Raw genomic sequence first — 24,785 nt, forward strand, 5'->3', positions numbered from 1 at the left:
TTTCAAAACATTTTCGAATTCCAAAGATGGATAGTTGCTGGATACAGAACAATCCATTTTTGGAATTCTATTTTTCTCTGACTAATACAATTCTATAAATACCCATAGCCACAATAAATCTGAAAATAAATCCTATTTATTAGAAAAATATTTCTCAAATCGATATCATATTATTAAAATATTTTATTTATATTTGCCATGTATTTAAAATACAGTATATAACAACTACTAAAATACTATGTACCATGGAAAGAATTAAAGGTCTTATCGATGCTCCTTTTACTCCGTTTTACGAAAATGGAGAAGTGAATTACGAACCCATTGAAGCTTATGCTAAGCTACTTGTTAACAACGGTTTGAAAGGCGTTTTCATTAACGGATCATCCGGCGAAGGATATATGCTGAATGAAGAAGAACGCATGAAATTGGCTGAAAGATGGGTGGAAGTTGCACCTGAAGGATTCAAGGTGATCGTGCACGTTGGAAGTACTTGTGTAAAGACAAGCCGTAATCTGGCTGCTCATGCTCAAAAGATCGGTGCGTGGGGTATCGGTGCGATGGCTTCTCCTTTTCCTAAAGTGAATCGCGTGGAAGAACTGGTAAAGTATTGCGAAGAAATTGCCTGCGGTGCACCGGAACTGCCTTTCTATTATTATCATATCCCGGCATTCAACGGTGCATTCCTTTCCATGGTCGACTTTCTAAAAGCGGTAGACGGACGTATTCCTAATTTCGCCGGTATTAAATATACGTATGAAAGTTTGTACGAATACAATCAGTGCAGATTATATAAAGACGGTAAATTCGACATGCTTCACGGACAGGACGAAACAATTCTACCCTGCCTGGCTATGGGGGGAGCCCAGGGCGGTATCGGAGGAACTACCAACTACAATGGAAAAGAACTGGTAGGCATTATCGAAGCATGGGAAGCCGGCGACCTGGAAACAGCTCGCGAAAAACAAAACTTCTCACAGGAAGTCATCAACGTAATCTGCCATTTCCGTGGAAATATCGTAGGGGGTAAGCGCATCATGAAACTGATCGGTCTGGATCTTGGTAAAAACCGTACTCCGTTCCAGAACATGACAGATGCAGAAGAAGCCACAATGAAAGCAGAACTGGAAGCAATCAATTTCTTCGAAAGATGTAACAAATTCTAATGTAATATGGACGCAAAGACAAATATTTCCCAGCCGGCCGACTATCTCAGCTACTGGGGCAACGTCTACAAAAACGATTTCCTGAACGATATCATACCTTTCTGGTTGAAATATGGCATCGATAAGGAAAACGGCGGATATTTCACCTGTCTGGACAGGGACGGCTCCTTGATGGATTCAAACAAATCGGTTTGGTTCCAGGGACGATTCGCCTTTGTACTGGCGTACGCTTACAACAACATTGAAAAACGGGAAGAATGGTTACAGGCCTGTAAAAACGGTATCGACTTCATTGAGAAATACTGTTTTGACACAGACGGACGTATGTTTTATGAAGTAACAGCAACCGGTGTCCCCGTACGTAAAAGAAGATATGTATTCTCCGAAACATTTGCAGCCATTGCCATGGCTCAATACGCGATCGCATCAGGTGATAAGAGCTATGCAGAGAAAGCGGTCGAACTGTTCAAGCAGGTTCTTTATTATAAAAATACACCGGGATTACTGGAGCCTAAGTTCCGTGAAGGCTTTGTTGCCAAAGGACATTCCATTTGTATGATCCTGATCGATACAGCCGCTCGCATCCGCGAAGCGATCGACGATGAAATCCTTACAAAACAAATAGATGAATCCATTGCCGAACTCCGTCGCGACTTTATGAAACCGGAGTTCAAAACTATTCTGGAAACCGTTGGCCCGAACGGCGAATTCATCGACTCGATCCCGGGACGCACAATCAACCCTGGCCATTCCATCGAAACTGCCTGGTTCATTCTGGAAGAAGCCAAATACAGGAACTGGGACCCGGAACTGAAACAGATGGGGCTGACTATCCTCGACTGGGCCTGGGAATGGGGATGGGATAAAACCTATGGAGGTATTACCTATTTCAGAGACTGTAAGAACCTGCCTCAGCAGGAATACTGGCACGATATGAAGTTCTGGTGGCCTCAGTGCGAAGCCATCATCGCCACGTTGTATGCGTATGAAGCAACCGGCGACAGCAAGTATCTAGAAATGCACAAAATGATCAACGAATATACCTATGCGCGCTTCCCGGACAGGGAATACGGTGAGTGGTACGGTTATTTCCACTATGACGGAACACTCTCTCAGCGTGCTAAGGGCAATATGTATAAAGGTCCGTTCCACATCCCTCGGATGCTTCTGAAATGTAATCTGCTTTGCAAAGAAATTCTTTCAAAATAATATTAACAGCTTTCAGAAAACTTTGTTTTCCTTTCCAAAATAAACGATATGAATAATAAAAAAATCTATCCCTGGGTAGTTGTCGGTCTGTTATGGGGCGTTGCCTTACTGAACTATATGGACCGCCAAATGCTCTCTACCATGAAAGATGCGATGATGATCGACATCACCGAACTGGAATCGGCGGCTAATTTCGGCCGCCTGATGGCCGTATTCCTCTGGATTTACGGATTCATGAGTCCTGTAGCAGGTATGATTGCCGACAGGGTAAACCGCAAATGGCTGATCGTCGGAAGTTTGTTCGTCTGGTCGTTCGTTACGTTGATGATGGGCTATTGTACCACTTTCAACCAGATCTATTTCCTGCGTGCCCTGATGGGGGTAAGCGAAGCTTTGTATATACCTGCCGGACTATCGCTTATTACCGATTATCACCAGGGAAAGACCCGTTCACTGGCCGTAGGTATCCACATGACCGGTCTTTATACCGGGCAGGCATTGGGCGGCTTCGGTGCAACAGTGGCAAGTGCTTTTACCTGGGAAACAACTTTTCATTGGTTTGGGATTGTCGGAATAGCATACAGTGTTATCCTGATCCTGTTCCTGAAAGATAAAAAAGACCATATCGTTCAAAAGATAAAAGAAGTAGGTGCAGCGGTGGAAAATCCGGTTAAAGGAGCCCTCAAAGGTATGGGGATGCTGTTTACAAACATTTCCTTTTGGATTATCTTACTTTATTTCGCAACACCGAGTTTACCGGGATGGGCGACAAAGAACTGGCTACCGACCTTATTCTCCGAAAACCTGTCGATCGATATGTCTGAAGCAGGACCGTTATCTACTATAACCATCGCCTTGTCTTCATTTATCGGCGTTATCGTAGGTGGTATCTTATCAGACAGATGGATACAAACAAATGTCCGCGGACGTGTTTATACAGGAGCAATCGGACTGGCATTGACCATTCCATCGTTATTATTACTCGGTTTCGGACATAACTTCCTGATGATAGTCGGCGGAGGTCTTTGTTTCGGTATCGGTTTCGGTATCTTCGATGCAAACAATATGCCGATCCTTTGCCAGTTCATTTCACCGCGTTACCGTGCTACGGCTTACGGTATCATGAATATGACCGGTGTATTTGCAGGAGCAGCTATCACGGATCTATTAGGCAGATCGACAGATGCCGGTAATCTCGGACACGACTTTGCGATGCTGGCAGGACTCGTGGCGATAGCCTTGATCATCCAGATCTGTTTCCTTCGACCTAAGGTAGCTAACATGACAGACTAGTTACCTATATTTTACCTAGATCTTGCATAGATTTTACCTAGATTTCACTTAGAATACCTAGATTTTGCATAGATTTGGTTCAGTATTTTAACAAACAACACAATAGAACAATTATCATGAAAAAAAACATCTTTTATCTCTGTCTTCTATTTATCGCACAAACCGCCTTTGCAGCAGACAGCTTGTACGTAAGGGAACAGCAGATTCCTATTCTGATCGACCGTACGGACAATGTCCTGTTGGAAATGCGTATTCCCGCACAGAAGGGGGATGTATTAAATAAACTCACCCTACAGTTCGGCAACGAAACCAACCTGTCGGATATCAAAGCGATACGATTATATTACAGTGGTACGGAAGCTCCTGCCAGAGAAGGTTCCCATTTCAGTCCGGTAGCTTATGTCAATAGCTTTACGCCGGGTAAGACCCGTACGGCAAATCTGTCTTATTCAGTTAAGCAGGACGAAATTACAACACCATCCAATAGTATCACACTGAAGTCGGCACAACCGATGGTAAAAGGGGAAAACTATTACTGGGTCAGCATCGAAATGAAACCGGAGACATCTCTTTTGTCGAGAGTGTCGTTCACTATGCCGGAAGCTACCATCAATAATAAACCGGCCCTTATTGAATGGAAAGGAAAAGCAAATGCTCCCCGCCGTGTCGGTGTAGGAGTACGCCAGGCCGGTGACGACGGTTCCGCGGCTTTCCGTATTCCGGGAATGGTTACTACGAATAATGGTACACTGCTGGGGGTCTACGACATCCGCTATAACAGCAGTGTCGACCTGCAGGAAATGGTCGATATAGGTGTGAGTCGCAGTACCGACAAAGGACAAACCTGGGAACCGATGCAGGTAGCCATGACCTTCGGTGAAACCGGCGGTCTACCGCATGCACAGAACGGAGTAGGCGACCCTTCTATACTGGTAGATGAAAAAACAAATACCATCTGGATCGTTGCTGCCTGGACACACGGAATGGGTAACGGCCGCGCGTGGTGGAACTCGATGCCGGGTATGACTCCCGATGAAACGGCTCAATTAGTACTGGTAAAGAGCGAAGACGACGGTAAAACATGGAGCGAACCGATCAACATCACCTCACAGGTAAAAGATCCTTCCTGGTACTTCCTGTTGCAAGGTCCGGGACGTGGTATCACCATGCAGGACGGAACCCTCGTATTTCCTATCCAGTTCATCGATGCAACACGTATCCCGAATGCAGGTGTGATGTACAGCAAAGACCGTGGTAAAACATGGCATCTGCACAACCTGGCACGTACCAATACTACTGAAGCACAGGTAGCAGAAGTAGAACCGGGTGTATTAATGCTGAACATGCGTGACAACCGTGGCGGTAGCCGTGCAGTAGCCGTCACCAAAGACCTGGGTAAGACATGGACAGAACATCCATCCAGTCGCAGTGCACTTCAGGAACCGGTATGTATGGCCAGCCTTATCAAGGTAGATGCTAAAGACAATATCACCGGTAAGAAACTATTATTGTTCTCCAACCCGAACACAACAAAGGGACGTAACCATATTACGATCAAAGCCAGTCTCGACGGCGGTCTGACCTGGCCTGCAGAGCACCAGGTATTGCTGGACGAAGCTGAAGGATGGGGGTATTCCTGTCTGTCGATGATCGATAAGGAAACAGTCGGAATCTTCTATGAGTCGAGTGTTGCACACATGACTTTCCAGGCGATCAGGATCACTGACCTTATTAAATAAATCCGGATGAAGCAAAAACTGTTCATAACATTTATACTATGTTTATGGCTGCCGGTAGTGTATGCTACCGGTAGTCATAACTTACTTCCCTGGCCACAACAGGTGGACTGGACGAAGCAAGCGTTCTCAGGCAAAGCTCTCTCTCTCTCACTGGCAGGTAATACCGAACAAATGGTGACCGACTGGCTGCAGGAAAGCAATATCAAAGTAAATCCTGCCAGTAAAAAGGTTTTCCGAGTAACATTGGTTGCAAGCCTGCCGGAAGCAAAAATAAATGAGAATGAAGCTTACAAATTACAGGTTTCACCACAAGGTATCACGATTGAAGCAACCACCGAACAAGGCGTTTACCGGGCCATCCAAACCCTCCGCCAGCTGACAGACAAAAAAGGAGACAGAGCTTATATTACAGGATGTAAAATAACAGACTGGCCAGCCTTCCGTATCCGCGGATTTATGCAGGATGTGGGACGCACATACACCTCGATGGAGGAACTGAAGCGGGAGATAGCCAAACTGGCACAATACAAAATCAACGTATTCCACTGGCACCTTACTGAAAATCAATCGTGGCGTCTGGAAAGTAAAATCTTCCCGATGCTCAACGACAGTATCAATACCACCCGTATGCCGGGTAAATATTACACACAGGAAGAAGCTAAAGAACTGGTTGAATACTGCAAGCAGCACCAGATGTTGCTTATCCCGGAATTCGATATGCCAGGACACAGTGCCGCTTTCATCAGCACCTTCCGCCACGACATGCAGAGTCCGGAAGGGATGAAAATCCTGAAGCTCCTGGTCGAAGAGGTATGCGAAATATTCGATGTGCCGTACCTGCATATCGGCACAGATGAAGTGGAATTCACCAATCCTCAATTCGTACCTGAAATGGTGGCCTTCATACGGTCAAAAGGCAAAAAAGTAATCTCATGGAACCCAGGATGGCAGTATCAACCGGGAGAGATCGATATGGAGCAGATGTGGAGTTACCGGGGAAAAGCACAACCGGGAATACCTGCCATAGATTCCCGTTTCCATTACCTGAACCACTTCGATACCTTTGCCGACATCCGTGCTCTATACAATAGCACTATCTATCACCATACCGAAGGAAGCGACGATATGGCCGGTGTCATCATGGCTATCTGGAACGACCGCTGGGTAGAACCGGAAGAAAAGATCATCAATGAGAATTTCCTTTATCCGAATATGCTGGCAATAGCCGACCGTTCATGGCGTGGGGGAGGTTATGAATACTTCGATAAAGAGGGGACGAACCTACCATCGGAAGACAGTCAAGCATACAAATCCTTTGCTGAATTCGAGAAACGGATGCTTTGGCATAAGGAGCATAACTTTAAAGGCTATCCGTTCTCATACGTAAAACAAACAAATGTAAAATGGCGCATCACCGATGCATTCCCCAATAACGGTGACCTGAACAGTGTATTTCCACCGGAAACAGAGCTGAAAGACAGTTATACCTACGACGGAAAAACCTACGGAACAGGCGAAACCATCGGAGCCGGTATCTATTTGCGTCACGTATGGGGGAATACCATTCCATGCTTCTACAATGATCCGCAGGAAGATCATACCGCTTATGCCTGGACCTGGGTCTATTCACCCAAAGACCAGGAGGTCGGTGCCTGGATCGAATTCCAGAATTATGGACGCTCGGAAATGGACCTCGCCCCGCCACAAGGACAATGGGACTATAAAGGAAGCCGTGTATGGCTGAACGACCGGGAGATATTACCGCCCGTATGGACAGCTACCCACAAGGAAAAAACAAACGAGATACCGCTGGGAAATGAGAACTGCGTAGGTCGTGACCCGGCTAAAGTTCACCTGCAAAAGGGATGGAACAAGGTATTTATGAAACTGCCGGTCGGTAAATTCCGTTTACCGGAAGTACGGCTCGTCAAGTGGATGTTCACCTTCGTATTTGTCACTCCTGACGGTGAAAAGGCGGTAGACGGACTGATTTATTCACCGGATAAAAAGAAATAAGCAGATTATAGATCATTATACAATGAAAAAAATTCTTTTATTATTATGCCTGTTACTCTGCACAGCGACCTATGCCCAAAAGAAGGTAAAGGTTGCCTGCGTAGGTAATAGTGTGACATACGGCGCAGGCATAGAGAACCGGGAAGTAAACGCTTATCCGGCTCAACTTCAGCGCATGCTGGGTGATGGCTACGAGGTGGTGAATTTCGGAAAAAGCGGTGCTACGTTACTCAACAAAGGACACCGCCCTTATTGCGACCAGGAGGAATACAAAGCGGCACTCGACTTTGCCGGCGACCGGGTAATCATCCATCTCGGATTGAATGATACCGATCCGCGCAACTGGCCAAATTACAGGGATAACTTTGTAAGCGATTACCTGGCCCTGATCAATTCTTTCCGTCAGGCAAATCCCGATTGCCGGATATGGATCTGCCGGATGACACCGATCTCACACCGTCATCCACGCTTCAAGTCGGGCACACGCGACTGGTACTGGATGGAACAGACGACCATCGAAGAGATAGCCCGTCTGGCTAACACCGGACTGATCGACTTACAAGCCGGCTTGTACAACCGTCCCGACCTGCTGCCGGATGCCCTTCATCCGACTGCGGAAGGAGCCGGTATCCTTGCCAAAACGATCTACCAGGAGCTGACAGGCAACTACGGAGGCCTGCAAATGCCAGTCACTTACTCTGACAATATGGTTCTGCAACGTGAGAAGCCGCTGCTCATCTCCGGAACAGCCAACGCTGACGAAAAAGTAACCGTACAGATTGCGGGACAAAAGAAAGAAACCGTAACTGCTTCCAACGGCAAATGGTCGGTCACACTCGCCCCGATGCAGGCAGGAGGCCCTTATGAACTGACCATCGAAGCCTCCTTACCGACAGAGAAAAAGAACAAAAAGAAAACTCCGGCATCCCAAAAACTGGTTTATAAGGATGTACTGGTTGGTGAAGTATGGCTCTGTTCCGGCCAGTCGAATATGGCTTTCCGGGTAGACGAACTGGTAGACAGCCAGCGTAAGGATTTGACCGGATATGCCGGTAAACAACCGCAAATACGTCTGTTCAACATGGAGCCACGCTGGTTCACGAATGCGGAGGAATGGGACGCATCGGTAATGGATTCACTCAATCGCCTGCAATATTACCATGACACACAATGGACGGTATGCAACACACAGACAGCCGATAAATTCTCGGCTGTAGCTTTCTCCTTCGGACGAATGTTGTCGGACAGCCTGCAGGTTCCGGTCGGACTCATACTAAATGCGATAGGAGGTTCGGGTACCGAAGCATGGATAGACCGGAAAACATTGGAGTTCGATTTCACCGACATACTGTATAACTGGACACAGAACGATTTTATTCAGGACTGGGTGCGCGGCCGTGCCGCCCTCAACATAAAGAAATCGACCAACAAACAACAACGGCATCCGTACGAACCCTGTTACCTGTATGAAACAGGCATCGAGCCGTTACAGCAATATCCGATCAGAGGAATCATCTGGTATCAGGGTGAATCGAATGCACAGAATATGGAGACACACGAACGCCTGTTCCCATTGTTGGTGAATAGCTTGCGGGAGAACTGGCAAGAAGAACTACCGTTCTACTATGTTCAACTGTCGAGCATCGACCGTTCGAGCTGGACCTGGTTCCGTGACAGCCAGCGCCGGATGATGCAGGAAATTCCCAATTGTGGCATGGCGGTAAGCAGCGACCGGGGAGATTCGTTGAATGTACACCCGAGATACAAACGTGAAATAGGGGAGCGACTCGCACGTTGGGCTTTAAACCGAACCTACGGACATCGGATCATTCCGTCAGGCCCGCTCTTCCGTTCGGTTGAGTTCAAGGACGGTGCTGCCTATATCACCTTTGATTATGCGGAAGGCTTGCATACTTCTGACGGACAGCCAATACGGACCTTCGAAATAGCCGAATATGACGGGTTATTTGTTCCGGCACAAGCTGAAATAGTCGATGGAAAGGTCAAAGTCCGGAGTGATAAGATCGCCTGTCCCCAATTAGTCCGCTACGGATGGCAACCTTTCACCCGGGCCAATCTGGTGAACGGGGACGAACTTCCGGCTTCCACATTCAGATCTCAAAAATAACTTTATAGTAATAACAAGATGTACGACAAATCAATAGTAACCGGATGGTTGATCCTGCTCCTCTTTTCATTGGCAGGATGTAACCATTCTACATCTGAAAAAACAGCAAACATCATGATCAACTGGAATAAATTACCCGACCTGCCGGGAATGGCAGACACAGCATCACTGGGAGTTTCGGCTCCGTTTACCGGCATCAGCAACGGAATGTTACTGGTAGCCGGTGGTTGCAACTTCCCCGACAAACCTGTCACTGAAGGCGGTGCAAAAAAATACTACAGCGACATATTCGCCCTCGACCTTTCCAATCCGGCTAGCGGATGGAAAAAAGCCGGTAATCTACCTTTCCCTGTAGCATACGGCGCAACAGTTACTACTCCCGACGGTATTATCTGCATCGGAGGCAACAATAGCGACACATTCTTCCCGGATGTATGCCTGTTATCCTGGAATACTACCGATGAAAAGGCGGAAGTCAACACACTGCCATCTCTTCCGGCACCCATGGATAATCTTTCTGCAACCTATACAGACCACACGGTATATGTGGCCGGAGGAAACGAAAATACGCTTCCATGCAATAGTTTCCTCTCCATGGATTTAACAGCAGGAAGCAATTGGGTAAACCTGCCAGATTTCCCTGGAACAGCCCGTGTTCAGCCTGTTTTAGCAGCTCAAAAGTCAGCAGACGGTGTACGTATCTACCTGGCCGGAGGTTTCCAGCCCATTCAGAACGATACGGAAGCGATCGTACCTCATAATATGCTCTCATACCATCCGGCAACAAAAACGTGGAGAATGGAAGCAGAGCTGCCTTTATTCAAAGATGGAAAACATCGCACCTTCACCGGAGGTTGTGCAGTCTCTTATAGGGACAGTTCCATCCTGCTGATGGGTGGTGTCAACTACAATCGTTTCCTTGCCGCCGTCAACCGTCCAAAGTTGATCGAAAAAGCCGAAGCAAATGGCGACACGACTTTGGTCAATACGTTACAGGAGGAAGGCAAAGCCTATATGCATCATCCGGTGGAATGGTACAAATTCAACACGGCTTTGTTGCAATACAACACGTTCACTAAAGAATGGACCGATCTGGGCGATTACGAACCATTAGCCCGTGCCGGAGCAGGAGCCATACTCAAAGGCGACAGCCTCATCATCGTCAACGGCGAATTAAAGCCGGGTATCCGTACCCCACAGGTCAACCTGGCCATCATAAAATAAACGCTTTCTACATAAAGTTTCAGAAAAGTATTTGTCATTTGCAATATCCCGATGTAACACACAATTATTCAAGGGATAAAGGCATGGCAAATACTTTTTTTATTTGCAATGGCGTTTGTCATCTGTCATAATATACACAAAGTTTTTAAAAAGTATCTGTCATCTGTCACATCGCAATGTAACAAGCAGGTTTACAGGCAGTAAAATATGGCAGACGTTTCTTTTTATCTGCAACTGCATCTGCCATCTGTCACCAGTATGGCAGGGGAAAGTTTATCTGTTAATAGTCAGGCAATTACCTGTTAAGTCGGGAGAAACAAATACAAAAGTCGTTACTCAGTAAAACTACCCTGTACAGGGTAGCCAGCTAGGGTGTAGAGGGTAGCCATGCAGGGCGTACAGCGTAATCGGGTAGGGTGTACAGGGTAAGAATAATGAGTCAGGACTTAACAGGTAGTGCCTCCCTTATTAACGGGTAGATCCCCCCTTATCAACGATTAAAAAGAGCTGGGAGGACTGTTATATTGGTTCAAATCTGAAAAATCATGAACCCACCGATGAATGTAGCATGAATGCAAGAATGAAAGATCACTCATAAGCATAGCTGTCGGAATATCAGCCACATATTGAATTAGAATGAATGATGAACCCTCGTACGGCAGAAAAAACTTTTTTCTTTTTGTTTGCTTTATCCAACACTTCTCCATACTTTTGCCCACGTACCCCGGTATAGCGTTATCGGTCAGTACGTTTTAGTGATTACAAGAGCGTTTTAAGATATTATCCTTTAAATGAAATCTCGACAATTTCAAACCAACTGGATAATAGGCAGCAAAACGCTCACGTACCTTTTTTTGTTATACCCATTCACAGGCATTGTTGTATACATATGTCTAGTATGGATGTACAAGATAAAAGGGCGTGAGCTGTTGTTTATATCAGTTGGTTGGGCAGTCGAGAGCCTCATTTAAAGATATATCAACAGTCTCCACGCCTCTTTTATTTTTAAAACCATCCACTCGGGGATTGATGGATACCCAACAGTATTAATATGAAAAGGGTAAATTTACATGTAACCGACCAGCCATTGTCGGAAAGTAAAATGGCAACGACCGGACAGTCTACAACCAGTATGAAACGAACCACGGTCTTGAACAACCGATTCTCCCACTTAGTATTCCTCTTCGGTGTTTTATTGATTACGCTGCTGACGTCGGGGAAGGCGATGGCAGATAATTACACAATTACATTATCAGGAAATAATCTGACAATTACTCCGGCTACGATCGCTGGAGGTATCGGAGAAAGCAGGGAACTTACTCTTACTGTAGCTAGTGGCGCTTACAAATTACCGGTTTCAATAGATGGTATTGCCATTGCTAGCGGAGAGTCACTGACACAAGATGGTGAGGAAGCTAATAGCTTTACTTACAACAATCAAACTGGTGTTATTACATTGAATAACGAGGTAAACATCACCGGTATTGTCACAATTACAGCTGAAGCTGTGGCAAAGAGTTCTAATGCGACTTTGAGTGCACTGACATATGCTAATGATAATATCAGCGGCGGTGCTCCTCAAAATGTTCCGGACTTTAGTAGTGCAGAAATCCCTGACATCACACTAGATTACAATAGTAGCTTAGAAAATTCAACAATCACTATGTCAGGAACTTGTACTGATGGAAACGCTTCTGCACCAAATGCTACGGCTACAATCAGCTCAGGTGAAGCTACAGTAACCGTAACAGTAACAGCCGAAGATGGACAAACAACAAAAGAATACGTTGTCAACTTCAAGGTAGCCAACGACAAACTGGCTTCAATCACTGTACCCACAGTCACTTTGAGCGAAAGAGTTACTACGGCTGAGGAGGCTCTTGAAATCTTGAATGCCAGTCCTAATAATCAATTTACTTTAGTTACAGTAGGTGGTCAGAATATCACTGTTGAGGGTACATGGAGTTACGAGGGATCGTTTGATAACAAGGGCGGAGCCAATAACGACTTTACCTGGACTATCGACAGGATTAAACTGGCTGAAAAGAAATTAGATGAAAATAACGTTGATCTGTCAGCGAAAGCAACTATCACCAATGTAGTTGCCAGTACCGATGCCATATTAAAAACATTGACTTATACAGTAAATGAAGAAGGATCTGTAACTGTTACTGGCTTTGATGCAGGAGATGCAGAAACTCATAAAAACTATATCGTTGAACTTCCTTCCTCTACTCCAAAAGGTGCAATTATCACTGTTGTAGCAGAAACAAACGATGAAATGGCGGAAATTGAAAAGAAGGAATTAACGGCAACTTTAGATACGAAAGGCGAAGCAACCATCACTTTCACAATTACACCGGAAAGCGGCGATGCTGCCAAACGTACCATAACTATTGATTTTAGACGTTCTACCAGTCATATTATTACCTTATCTTCTTTAAAATATAAAATAGGAGATGGTGAAGAAAAGACTGTGGATGGCTTTAAGCCGGAAGATGACAAAGGAATCGGATATAATGTAACATTACCTTTTGGAACCCCTGCAAATGCTGTTATCACTATTATTGCTATTCCGACGGATGAGAATGAAACGATTACGCCGGATAACAGAACTATTACTCTTTCCGATGGATACGGCAGGATGACTCTCCATGTAAATGCAGAAGATGGGATCTCAGGTCAAAATATAACTATTGTCTTTACTACTGGTAAAGAAAAGATCACCTCCATTACTGTACCTACAACACCGGTACTGGAAGCCGAGAAAACTGAAGAAGAAGTAAAGGCGATCGTAGATGCGATTGATAAAGTAGCAGTCACTTCCGAAGGCGGCACACTAACCGAACTTCCGATTACGTGGGCGTTGGATGATGAATTCGATGCAACACCTGGTAAGAAAAACTCCTATACCTGGACAATCACAGCTGGTAGTTATGACGCTTACGAGATAGATGGTCAGACCACAGAAGGAAAAGAAGTGACACTGACTGTCGCTGCAGAATCGACAAGCGGAAACGTAACCTACCAATGGCAGGAATATTCCGGCAGCTGGGAAAATGTAAGCAGTAAAGAAGCTAGTCTGACAATCACTAAAGTAGGAGACGGCACAACGAAATACCGTTGCGAAGTGAAGAGCACAAACAAGGATAATGGAGCAAAGACTACCACCCTTTACACCCCGGCAGCATCCGTTACTTTCCGAACAGCCAGTACTGGTGGCGACGATACGCCAAGCATTCCGTCTACAAAAACTTACACCGTTAAGTTGGCAAAAGTAACCGGCGCCACTTTCAGCAAAGGTGAATCGACAACGGTAGACGAAGGCAGCAGCTTCTCATTCTCTATCACATTGGATAAAGACTATGACCAGTCGAAACCGATCGTAACAGTCGACGGTAAAGCCATCGAAGCCAACGCCGACGGTAGCTACACGATCAAGAACATCCAGGAAGATACGGAAATCATCGTAACCGGCATCGTAAAGAATACGGCTACCGGAACAGAGGATGCCATCGTAGATGCAACCCGCGTTTGGAGCAACGGTTCCACTTTATATATTCATACGGCAAAAGCAGCCACTGCCTATATCTTCAACGGCAACGGAGCCTTGCAACGTGAATTGTGTGTATCCGGCGACCAGAACCTGCAGTTGCATGCCGGTTTCTACATCGTACGCATCGACGATTATTCCGCTAAAGTAATCATTCGCTAAGCGGTAGTTATACCTGATCCTAAAAAGGATGTGTCAAAATACCACTCTGTCATAGCGGACTCGATCCGCATGGCAGGGTGGTTAACACTCCACTTGCCTCCGGTTTGAAACAAATATGTATATTTGCAATTGTAAATCAGTCACATATACAGCCATATTCAAAAGAGATATCGAGAACTCGCTTCACTCTTTTATAGAATGTGGAAATACCCGTTATCAATTAGTGCCGGGCTTTCCTGTATTCTTGCCTTTCAACCGTTTTATATCTTCATCCAATTCTTTAATACTGTTTAAGCGTTCCAATGAGCGTTGTATCTGTTTATACTTATCGTATTCTTGTCCTGCCTTTTGAACGGCTAGTTGATGAGAAATACAACTGGCATCCTCCAAAATACTCTTTTCATTGAGAGTCAAAACGAGCTTCAGTTTTTCTATCCAGTCCCGCATATACATCGGCTTGTGAGCCATTGCCTGTGCTTCGGCATAAGCCAGAAACTGTTCGACAATCAGCTTCAACATATTTATCTCGTCTTCACTCAGATAGTTTTTACCAATGGAAATATCCGCTTTATGCACTTTATCAGGCTGAGAAGTATTGGTCAAGCCCATCATTGGCAAGGAGGCATTAACACGATAATAAATTAACTCTGCGGCTGTTTTTCCACTAACTGCCCATAATAGCTTATTTTGTACCTCTTTGTAGAAGGCAAGTGTTACCTCTGCGGACGGGTCATAATCGATACTTGTCGCATAAATATCTTTGATCTGCTGATAAAAGACCCGTTCGGAAAGCCGGATCTCCCGGATACGATCCAGCAATTCCTTGAAATAATTCATGGAAGAGCCAGTCTTGAAACGTTCGTCATTTAGAGCAAAGCCCTTAATGATGTAATCGCGAAGTCGCTGGGTGGCCCAAATACGGAACTGAGTGCCTTGTTGAGACTTGACACGGTAGCCGACGGAGATAATAACATTGAGGTTATAGAAGTTGGTTGGCTTTGTAGAAAAATCGGAAATTCCGATTTTTCTCATACTATTATCTTCTAATAGTTCTCCTTCCTGATATATATTTAAAATATGCTCATTAATGGTAGAACGAGATTTCCCAAATAACGTACTCATTTGGTCTATTGTCAACCATACCGTTTCTCCTTCAAACAAAACATCCACCTTGATCGTTCCGTCCTGAGATTGATATATTAATACCTCGTTGTTTTTATTTTCCTCCATATACCTGCAATGATTATTGAATATTACTGCTTGCTACGCCAAATATACAGATTTATTTATGTATAATGAAAGAAAAGACTTACAACGTTTTCCTATTTATATCATACCCAAACAGCGCAAAATCCCCCAAACACGGATCATCGGGAAAGACCTCTTTCAAAGCTTCGGTTATCTCGATGGCTGTTTTTAAGGTGGCATTCTTTTGAGCGGTCAATCCCAGTTCCAAGGATATCTGATGGACATGTGTATCTAAAGGGATGATCAGTTCATGGGGGCATATCGAGGTTCCCCAGATTCCGAAATCGACAATACCGTCTTTCCGGACCATCCAGCGAAGGAACATCGCCAGACGTTTGCAGGCGGATGTACCGGTCAATACCGGAATACCTTCGATACCCGAAAAGACATCCTGTATCTTCGTAATCGGATTGGGGTTTGGACTGGCAGCCAAGGCATCTTCCAGCGATTCATGTTCTTTATAGATACTTTTCAACCGCTCGCACAATTGCCGGAGATGGGAGTAGGTGTAGAAACGGTAAAAAGTATCCCTTTTGCCCGGTTCCATCGCATTTCCCGGCAAGTATTTATAACCTTCCTCCATAATCCAGCGGTACGGACTGACACCCATCGCCGCATGCAGTTCGTTTGCCTTCCGCAAGATCAGTTCCCGTCGTCCGTAAGAGATCCAGGAGGTGAGAAAGGCGGAGACTTCTATGTCTTTCTTTTCGGTGTACCGGTGCGGAAACTGTACCGGATCGTCCGGAATAAAGGTATCTACGTTATATTCTTTTGCCCAATGGCGGAGCTTTTCTTTTATCTGTTCATCCATCTGTTATTTCTTCTTCAGGAAATACTGACGCTGATCCTCCGGGTAATGCTCGATGGCATAGCGGAGCGCTGTGCGGGGGAGACGGGTGGCGTACTCTTCCAGGAAGGCGGTCAGCGTCTCCCGGTCTTTCTTTCCGACCTCACGAAGCATCCAGCCCACAGCCTTATGCATCAGGTCATGTTTATGCGACATCAGTTTTTCCGCCAATGCCAGCGTATCGGTATATTCACGGTTACGGATAAACGTCACCGTCGAAACCATTGCGATGCGTTGTTCCCACAGGCAATTGCTTTCCGCCAGTTCATACAACCGAGAACGGTCTTTATCCAGCAAATAAAGACCCACCAGATGCGGACAAGTTACATCCACCAGATCCCAGTTATTGATCCGGCGGGCATTGCCGAGATAGAAATCGTACAGTTTCTTCCGGTCGGCTTCCGAAGCCTTTTTGAATTGCTCGACAGCGATCAAAAGGGCACAAAGGCGTGCTTCGTGATATTCGCTATCCATCAGTTTCTGCAATTCCGCCAAAGGTGTTTGCTTGTTCGCCTTTGCGATGCTGCGGGTGAGGGGAACGACCAGTCCGAGGAATACATCGCCTTCGGCATACTGTCCCGGCCCCGTTTTAAAGAAACGTTGCAGGAAAACAGCCTTCTCCGGATTCGCCATCGAGAGAAGTTCGCTCAATATAAACTCCGCCGTCATGGGCGCATGACACGTGACACAGGACGGTCGCCTTCCAGGAATCCGATGACGTTATTACAAACCGTACGAGCCATCACAATACGCACATCCATCGTCTGGGTACCGATATGGGGAGTTAATACGACGTTATCCATTTCCAGCAACTCAGGCAGAGGATAATCGCCGAACTCAAATACATCGAGACCGGCACCGTGAATCGTCCCGTCCTGCAAAGCTTTTACCAGCGCATGTTCATCTACCAGCGGACCACGGGCAGTGTTGATCAGGATAGCCGATGGTTTCATCTGTTTCAACTCTTCTTCACCGATGATATGATAGGTGTCAGGGGTATAAGGAGCATTCAGGGAAACGAAGTCGGACTTTGCCAACAGCTCTTCCATAGAAGCATACGTTACGTTCAATTTCGTTTCTTCATCCACATATAATTGGCGGCGGTTATGATAGATCACTTCCATGCCGCAGGCATTTGCACGTTTGGCCAATGCTTTACCGATGCGGCCCATACCGATAATACCGAGTGTCTGTCCGGTGATGTTAACGCCCAGGTTTTCCAGAACGCCGATCTTCATTTCTTTGCCGAGAGTACGCAGTTTGCGGTCGCATTCGGTGATACGGCGGGCGGTATCGATCATCAGACCCAAAGCCAGGTTGGCCGTAGGGGCGGTGACGGGGTCGGGAGTATTGGCGACAGTGATACCTTTTTCAAGGCAGTAAGCCACATCGATGTTATTATATCCCACCGCATAGTTGGCAACCAATTTCAGGTTGGGAGCCTGATCGACAAGCTCTCTGTTTACCGGGAAGTCGAACATGGAGCATAACACATCATACTCCGGGATCATCCCCAGCACTTCTTCATACGTAAAATCTCTTCCTTCGGGAAAAGTTACATCATATTTGCTTTCCAGCTCGGTAAACCCTTCCCGGAACATGTCGTAAGTGACTAATATCTTCATATTCTTGTGTATATTATTTTCTTTATCAGCCGTCAAATTTAAACAAACAGCCCTTTAATACAAAGAAGAATTGCTACTTTTGTCAAAACATTTAGTAAAATAAACGACTATTGATCTATGGTTTTAAACTATATCTGGATTGCCTTCTTTCTTATCGCTTTCGTTGTCGCGCTGGGGAAACTGATTTTTGCCGGAGACACGGCGGTATTTACCGAAATCATCAATTCATCTTTTGCCTCTGCCAAAACAGGGTTTGAGATATCTCTCGGATTGACGGGGATCTTATCGCTCTGGCTGGGTATCATGAAGATCGGTGAAAAGGGGGGAGTGATCCAGTCGTTTGCCCGGCTGGGGGCACCGGTTTTCAGTAAGTTGTTTCCAGGCATACCGAAAGAGCATCCGGTGACGGGCTCGATCTTCATGAACATCTCTGCAAATTTACTGGGGCTGGATAATGCGGCAACGCCAATGGGCTTGAAGGCTATGCAGCAGCTACAGGAACTGAACACCGAAAAGGACTCGGCCAGCAACCCGATGATCATGTTCCTTTGTATCAATGCGTCAGGACTAACACTGATCCCGATTACCATCATGATGTACCGGGCACAGATGGGGGCAGTCAATCCATCAGACATTTTCCTGCCGATCATGCTGGCTACGTTTTCATCTACACTGGTAGCTATACTGGCCGTCTGCATCAAACAACGAATCAATATTCTTCAGAAGAATTTATTACTTTTCTTCGGTGGATTGGCAGTTTTTATAGGCGGATTGGTCTGGCTGTTCAATTCGTTGGAGCAGGAACAGGTGTCGCTTTACTCGACTTTGTTTGCAAACACTTTGCTGTTTACGATCATCTGCGGTTTTATCGTTAGCGGCATCCGTAAAAAGATCAATGTATATGACACGTTCATTGAAGGGGCAAAAGAAGGATTTAAGACAGCGATAACGATCATTCCCTATCTGGTAGCCATACTGGTCGGGATAGGGGTGTTTCGTGCTTCAGGTGCGATGGATTTTATCATCGAAGGCATTCGGGTGGGTGTCGGTGTGCTGGGTCTCAATACTGATTTCGTAGGCGGATTACCGACCATCCTGATGAAGCCGTTAAGCGGTAGCGGGGCACGCGGGATGATGTTGGATGCGATGAATACGTACGGTGCCGACTCGTTCGTGGGACGGCTGGCTTCGATCGTACAGGGTTCGACAGATACGACTTTTTATGTCGTGGCTCTGTATTATGGAAGTGTCGGCATACGCAATACGCGTTATACCATACAATGTTCTTTACTGGCAGACTTGATAGGGGCTATTGCAGCCATTTCGCTAACCTATCTGTTCTTCGCCTAACAGGATTCACCAACTATCAAAATGATATTAGTATAGCGGGTAATTGGGATTAATATAACGACTAATTGTAATTAGTATTAAGACTAATATTTTTTAACATATCATTTAGAGTAAGAAATAAGAATAACAATAGCAATATGGCAATATCATTTTACGCAGAGGATATCGAACTCCCTGCCATTAAGAAAAGAGCAGTAGGCAACTGGATAAAGGCCGTTGCAGAAACATACGGTAAAAAGACTGGAGATATCAGCTATATCTTTTGCTCTGATGAAAAGATACTGGAAGTAAACCGCCAGTACCTGCAACACGATTATTACACCGATATCATCACCTTCGATTACACCAGCGGCAACAAAATATCGGGAGATCTTTTCATCAGCCTGGATACGGTAAAGACGAATGCGGAAACATTCAAAACCGACTACAACGAAGAGTTACACCGTACCATCATCCACGGAATTCTCCACCTGTGCGGCATCAACGACAAAGGACCGGGAGAGAGGGAGATCATGGAAGAAAATGAGAATAAGGCTTTGGCTATTTTGCCGGAGGAATGCCGGGAGAGTTGAAGAGAAGTTTGAAATAGATTTACCTTGGGAATGAAACAAAGGATAAGCAAACTATTCTTTGTGACAGATTCTCACCCAAACCCTCCATTCACTCATTTCCCGGCCATTCGGAAGTCTTTCTTTCTACATTTGGTCTGTAATCTGATTTTTCATCTTAAATTTACAGTTATGAAAGCAAGACTCTTATTTCTATTCGTATGCCTGGCGTGGAGCGGATGGGCGGAAACATTCACTCCTTACAGTCCCGATTCTCTTAAAAAGGGGGATTGGTTAACTTTTGAGTCCGTTCATTATTATCCCTATGTAGCACCGGGGATTAAAGAAGAAATTCCCTGGAGAGCAGAGAATATCCGAAGGGTCATTATCCGGGCAACAGTAACGGATAGAACAGATAAATCCATTTCTATCGACTATACGCTGGATAACCTGTATGATTGTTACAATGACAAAGAGAAACAGGGATTTTATTATTTCGACAGCCGTTACCAGCAGGATTTCGGTTTTAAAGACAGCGCCTCAGACAAACAGATTCTACATGTCACATACGATCGGAAAAGCGGAAAAGCACTCACATTCGACAGAACGAACTCACTCTACTCCTATTCGAAAACGTATATTCCTTTTGGAGTAAGGCAAGAAGGATTATCAGCCAATACGGATATATCTGTTCAGGATTCTTTAAATCTGGACAAGCTGGTTACTTCGACAGCCAACGATCTTCTGACCGGATGGAAAGAGGATCTACCTAGCTTTCCGACACCCAATACACGAATTATCGAAGCCTCCTTCCCTCTTCCACCGAATACGGAATTTACCTGCTGTAATTTAGATCTCGACACATCCGGAGATTCAACTGTTCATAAAAAAATATTTATCCCCTACCCGACAGAATACAAAGTCGGAGAACAAAAAACTCTACTACTAACTCCCGGAGATTCGATTGTTCAGGACAAAAAACTATATATAGATACACATCGCATCCGTTACGAAGGACGAGGAAACGAGCAAAACAACTTCCAATACGGCTATCGACGGTTCGCCAATCTCTATGAGTCCGACATATTTGTTTTCGATCTCAAACAACCCGAACAGATGGAAAAAGCCTTCCAGTCCCGTAATGCCCTTTTTCAAATTGTCTTAGAGAAAGATTTTGGAAAGATAGACCCCTATTGGCGAAAGGTATTCGAACGCACGGAACAGTATTTCAAAGGAGAAGCTATCCTCACCTACTATATGCATGCCACCGACAAAGAAACGTGGCATAAAAGCGGTTTACTTAACTGGCAAGCCCCCCACTTTGCATCGCTCAATCCACTTATCGATTATGCATACAGCTTGAAAAAAGTGAATGCTGCAAATTATTATTATTTTTTGTATAGGTATTCAATCTACAAAAAGCAAGAACTCAAATCAGATAACCTACGCTTGAACAAGCAGAAAGAATTAACCCCACAGGAAGACTATCTATTAACGAAACAAATCCTTTCCGGTTATCCAAAATATCAAGTAAACAAAGTTAATCTAAAGGTTTTAATGGGTGAAAAAATGCTATCCGAATTGGAAGCGGATTATAACGATTTTATCAACTCCTGCCCGGATACCAGCCTGACAAACGACCTGAAAAAAACATACAACAAACTGTTGCCTTTTGAAGCCGGAAAAGATATCAGGGAAACCGATCTTATTATAGCCGACAGCCTTCATCTGAAGAAAGGAAGCGACCGGAAATACATCCTGTTACAACTATTGACATGGGATGGTCTTCCCGCCAATAATCTTCAAAACGCACTCGACTTGAAACAGCGTATTGAAGCGGAAGGACTAACTTCGACCATACAACTCGAACTATATTCAAAGTTCTCCTCTCATAATGCAGAAAAGGTAAAGCCATACAAAGCTATACCCAGCCAGCAAGTACAAGATTTAAAGTCTAAGGGTATCTACCCACTCACCATTCTGATGCGCGAAGACGGAACTATTCTCTATCGGAGACTCTGGGATTTTGACATAGACACAATCATCGATTTAGTAAAAAAAGACCTGAGCAGAGAAGACAAATCCTTCAACGATTTCATAAAAGGATTCAAAGAAGGTGTCTTAGGCGCACTTCTACTCGCTGCCATCGTCGGTATTATTTTCTATTTCCGGAACAAAAACAAACAGAAGCAAGAACTCAACCGCCGCCGTATCCGCGAACTCGAGCTCCGTGCTATCCGCTCCCAGATGAACCCGCATTTCATCTTTAATGCACTAAGCTCGATACAGAATCTAATCAATCGCTCCGCCAATCAGGAGGCAAATAAATATCTGATCGACTTCTCCCGCTTACTGCGAAAGGTGCTGGCCACATCCGAAAAGAAACTTGTTCCCCTCTCCGACGAGATCGAGCAGCTACAGTTATATTTGAAACTCGAACAACTTCGTTTCCCTTTCTCCTACTCCCTGACAGTAGACGAAAACATTCAGCCGGATACGATCGAGATTCCGGGAATGCTGATACAACCCTTCGTTGAAAATGCAGTTAAACACGGAATAGCTCCACGCGGTACCGGAGAGATCACAATTCGATTATCTTTGCAAAACCAGTTATTGATAATCGACATTACCGACGATGGTCCCGGACTGAAAACAGAAGAGAACGGAGGTTTCGGTATCCGTGCCGTCAGCAGCGAGTTTGAAATATTAAAGACTTTGTACAATACGGAAATCGGCGTTACAATCGAAAACAGGCAGGAAAAAGAAGCTGTTTCCGGTTGCCATGTCCGGCTATCCATTCCTTTATAACGCAAAATATGAACACGAAAATAACCGCAGCAATTGTAGATGACGAGCAGGGTAACCGAGAGAACCTGCTCCGTATGATCGGGACCTATTGCCCCCAAATCAGCATATCAGCCATCTGCAGTTCCGTTACGGAAGCTCTTACCGTCCTACCCGAAGCAAAACCGGATATCCTCTTTTTGGATATCCGGCTGGGTGACGACACCGGTTTTTCCCTTCTGGAAAGTCTGCCTGATATTCCTTTTGAGGTGATCTTTGTAACCGCCTACGACAGCTATGCGATTCAGGCAATCCGTTTCAGCGCACTCGACTATTTATTGAAACCAATCGACCCGGAAGAACTGACACATGCCGTAGACAAAGCCGTCCAGGTAGTCTTGCGGAAACAGGAAAACAAACGGATGCAGAACCTCCTGCAGAACACACGGGCGATAGACAAACAAAAGAAAATAGCACTGTCTGTCGCCGATAAAATAGAGTTTGTAGAGATCGGCTCCATCATCCGTTGCGAATCGGAGAGCAACTATACGACTTTCTATCTAAAGACAGGTGAGAAACTGATTGTCTCCAAAACATTAAAAGAATTTGACGAACTATTAATCCCCTATCATTTTTTGCGCGTACATCAATCCCATCTGATCAACCTGGATGAGATTAAAAGTTTCATCAAAAGTGACGGAGGATATATCCGCATGAAAGACGGATCATCCATTCCTATCTCTCGGCAACGGCGAAACTACGTGATGGATGTTTTAAAGGAATTATGACCGAAACCTTTAACGAAACAAAGCATAAGCAAAATATCCTTTGGGATGATGACTAAAAGGCGGAGTATAACTATCTTTGCAGAAGAAACAAAGATAATTACGACAATGACTTTCAATTACGATGTGATCGTGGTAGGTGCCGGTCATGCAGGCTGTGAAGCCGCAACAGCTGCCGCCAACCTGGGTTCAAAAACGCTTCTTATCACAATGGACATGAACAAGATTGCACAGATGAGTTGCAATCCGGCCGTAGGCGGTATTGCCAAAGGACAGATCGTTCGTGAGATTGATGCACTGGGAGGGTATATGGGTATTGTTACAGACCGTACCGCTATTCAGTTCCGTATGCTGAACCGAAGCAAAGGACCAGCCATGTGGAGCCCGCGTGCCCAAAGCGACCGTGCCCGCTTCATCGACTGCTGGCGGGGGATCGTGGAAAACCTTCCGAATCTATATATCTGGCAGGATACCGTTCAGGAGCTATTACTTGCCGGGAATACCGTTTGTGGCGTTAAGACCAATATGAACGTTGAATTTCGAGCTAAAAGCGTGGTTCTAACCAACGGTACATTTCTAAACGGATTGATGCATATAGGACGCACGCAATTACGTGGCGGACGTATCTCCGAACCGGCAGCCACAGGACTCACAGAACAGTTGGTTTCCGCAGGCATTAGATCTGAAAGGATGAAGACAGGAACACCCGTCCGGATCGACGGTCGTAGCATACATTTCGATGAAATGGGGGAACAACCGGGAGAAAATGACTTCCACAAATTCTCATACCTCGACTTCCAGCCGCGTCCTTTAAAACAGCTTAGCTGCTGGACGACATTCACCAATGAAGCTTGTCATGAAATCCTTCGCGAAGGCCTCCCCGACTCTCCCCTGTATAATGGACAGATCCAGAGTATCGGCCCGCGCTACTGTCCGAGTATAGAAACAAAGATCGTGACCTTCGCAGATAAAACACAACACCAGCTGTTTCTGGAGCCGGAAGGTGAAACGACACAGGAATATTACCTGAATGGCTTCTCCTCCTCTCTCCCATTAGACATTCAGCTGCGTGCATTACAAGCCATCCCGGCATTCAGGGATATTCAAATTT

Annotated in this window: 17 protein-coding genes; 13 read left to right on the forward strand and 4 right to left on the reverse strand. The window is 45.3% G+C overall.

Features of this window, described 5'->3' with window-relative positions; translation table 11 throughout:
- Positions 1-245: 245 nt before the first annotated feature.
- The 8 genes from QZ076_RS12150 to QZ076_RS12185 all read left to right on the forward strand — a co-directional run bounded on the left by QZ076_RS12150 (position 246) and on the right by QZ076_RS12185 (position 14,487).
- Positions 246-1,163 (forward strand): dihydrodipicolinate synthase family protein, encoded by a 918-nt coding sequence (locus tag QZ076_RS12150; RefSeq protein ID WP_195370614.1) that lies wholly within the window; start codon positions 246-248, stop codon positions 1,161-1,163.
- A 6-nt stretch (positions 1,164-1,169) separates the two neighbouring features.
- Positions 1,170-2,372, forward strand: a complete 1,203-nt coding sequence (locus tag QZ076_RS12155; RefSeq protein WP_293713575.1) for an AGE family epimerase/isomerase — start codon at positions 1,170-1,172, stop codon at positions 2,370-2,372.
- Between the two features lie 48 nt (positions 2,373-2,420).
- On the forward strand, positions 2,421-3,665 hold the full coding sequence (locus QZ076_RS12160; RefSeq protein ID WP_293713576.1) for an MFS transporter: 1,245 nt from the start codon (positions 2,421-2,423) through the stop codon (positions 3,663-3,665).
- 116 nt (positions 3,666-3,781) lie between these two features.
- Complete coding sequence (locus QZ076_RS12165; RefSeq protein WP_293713577.1) at positions 3,782-5,404, forward strand: sialidase family protein; 1,623 nt, start codon at positions 3,782-3,784, stop codon at positions 5,402-5,404.
- Positions 5,405-7,420 (forward strand): family 20 glycosylhydrolase, encoded by a 2,016-nt coding sequence (locus tag QZ076_RS12170; protein WP_293713590.1) that lies wholly within the window; start codon positions 5,405-5,407, stop codon positions 7,418-7,420.
- A 22-nt stretch (positions 7,421-7,442) separates the two neighbouring features.
- The gene (locus QZ076_RS12175; protein ID WP_293713578.1) at positions 7,443-9,548 is read left to right on the forward strand and encodes a GDSL-type esterase/lipase family protein; all 2,106 of its coding nucleotides are present in this window, start codon (positions 7,443-7,445) and stop codon (positions 9,546-9,548) included.
- Positions 9,549-9,566: 18 nt separating this feature from the next.
- Entirely contained in the window at positions 9,567-10,772 is a 1,206-nt protein-coding gene (locus QZ076_RS12180; RefSeq protein ID WP_293713579.1) for a cyclically-permuted mutarotase family protein, read from the forward strand.
- A 1,051-nt stretch (positions 10,773-11,823) separates the two neighbouring features.
- Positions 11,824-14,487, forward strand: coding sequence for a cadherin-like beta sandwich domain-containing protein (locus tag QZ076_RS12185; protein ID WP_293713580.1), 2,664 nt, complete (start codon positions 11,824-11,826; stop codon positions 14,485-14,487).
- Positions 14,488-14,703: 216 nt separating this feature from the next.
- On the opposite strand, the gene rhuM is transcribed toward QZ076_RS12185, so the two are convergent.
- From rhuM to QZ076_RS12205, 4 genes are all read right to left on the reverse strand, one after another.
- Positions 14,704-15,717 carry a RhuM family protein gene (gene rhuM, locus QZ076_RS12190; RefSeq protein ID WP_293713581.1) on the reverse strand — a complete coding sequence of 338 codons (1,014 nt, stop codon included), beginning with the start codon at positions 15,715-15,717 and terminating at the stop codon, positions 14,704-14,706.
- A 79-nt stretch (positions 15,718-15,796) separates the two neighbouring features.
- On the reverse strand, positions 15,797-16,546 hold the full coding sequence (locus QZ076_RS12195) for a TIGR02757 family protein (RefSeq protein ID WP_293713582.1): 750 nt from the start codon (positions 16,544-16,546) through the stop codon (positions 15,797-15,799).
- A 3-nt stretch (positions 16,547-16,549) separates the two neighbouring features.
- Positions 16,550-17,251 carry a DNA alkylation repair protein gene (locus QZ076_RS12200; RefSeq protein WP_293713583.1) on the reverse strand — a complete coding sequence of 234 codons (702 nt, stop codon included), beginning with the start codon at positions 17,249-17,251 and terminating at the stop codon, positions 16,550-16,552.
- Positions 17,248-18,207, reverse strand: coding sequence for a 2-hydroxyacid dehydrogenase family protein (locus tag QZ076_RS12205; RefSeq protein ID WP_293713584.1), 960 nt, complete (start codon positions 18,205-18,207; stop codon positions 17,248-17,250). Before QZ076_RS12205 ends, QZ076_RS12200 begins: the two co-directional genes overlap by 4 nt.
- Positions 18,208-18,324: 117 nt before the next feature.
- On the opposite strand from QZ076_RS12205, the gene QZ076_RS12210 reads away from it, so the two are divergent.
- The 5 genes from QZ076_RS12210 to QZ076_RS12230 all read left to right on the forward strand — a co-directional run.
- Complete coding sequence (locus tag QZ076_RS12210) at positions 18,325-19,557, forward strand: spore maturation protein (RefSeq protein ID WP_293713585.1); 1,233 nt, start codon at positions 18,325-18,327, stop codon at positions 19,555-19,557.
- A 137-nt stretch (positions 19,558-19,694) separates the two neighbouring features.
- On the forward strand, positions 19,695-20,129 hold the full coding sequence (gene ybeY / locus QZ076_RS12215) for an rRNA maturation RNase YbeY (protein ID WP_293713586.1): 435 nt from the start codon (positions 19,695-19,697) through the stop codon (positions 20,127-20,129).
- A 168-nt stretch (positions 20,130-20,297) separates the two neighbouring features.
- Positions 20,298-22,913 carry a histidine kinase gene (locus QZ076_RS12220; protein WP_293713587.1) on the forward strand — a complete coding sequence of 872 codons (2,616 nt, stop codon included), beginning with the start codon at positions 20,298-20,300 and terminating at the stop codon, positions 22,911-22,913.
- Between the two features lie 8 nt (positions 22,914-22,921).
- The gene (locus QZ076_RS12225) at positions 22,922-23,677 is read left to right on the forward strand and encodes a LytTR family DNA-binding domain-containing protein (protein ID WP_293713588.1); all 756 of its coding nucleotides are present in this window, start codon (positions 22,922-22,924) and stop codon (positions 23,675-23,677) included.
- A gap of 105 nt (positions 23,678-23,782) precedes the next feature.
- The coding region (locus QZ076_RS12230) for an FAD-dependent oxidoreductase (RefSeq protein ID WP_293713591.1) at positions 23,783-24,785 on the forward strand (1,003 nt) is incomplete at its 3' end.

Origin of the sequence: uncultured Parabacteroides sp., from assembly GCF_905196875.1 — a bacterium.
In the GTDB taxonomy this organism is placed as follows: domain Bacteria; phylum Bacteroidota; class Bacteroidia; order Bacteroidales; family Tannerellaceae; genus Parabacteroides.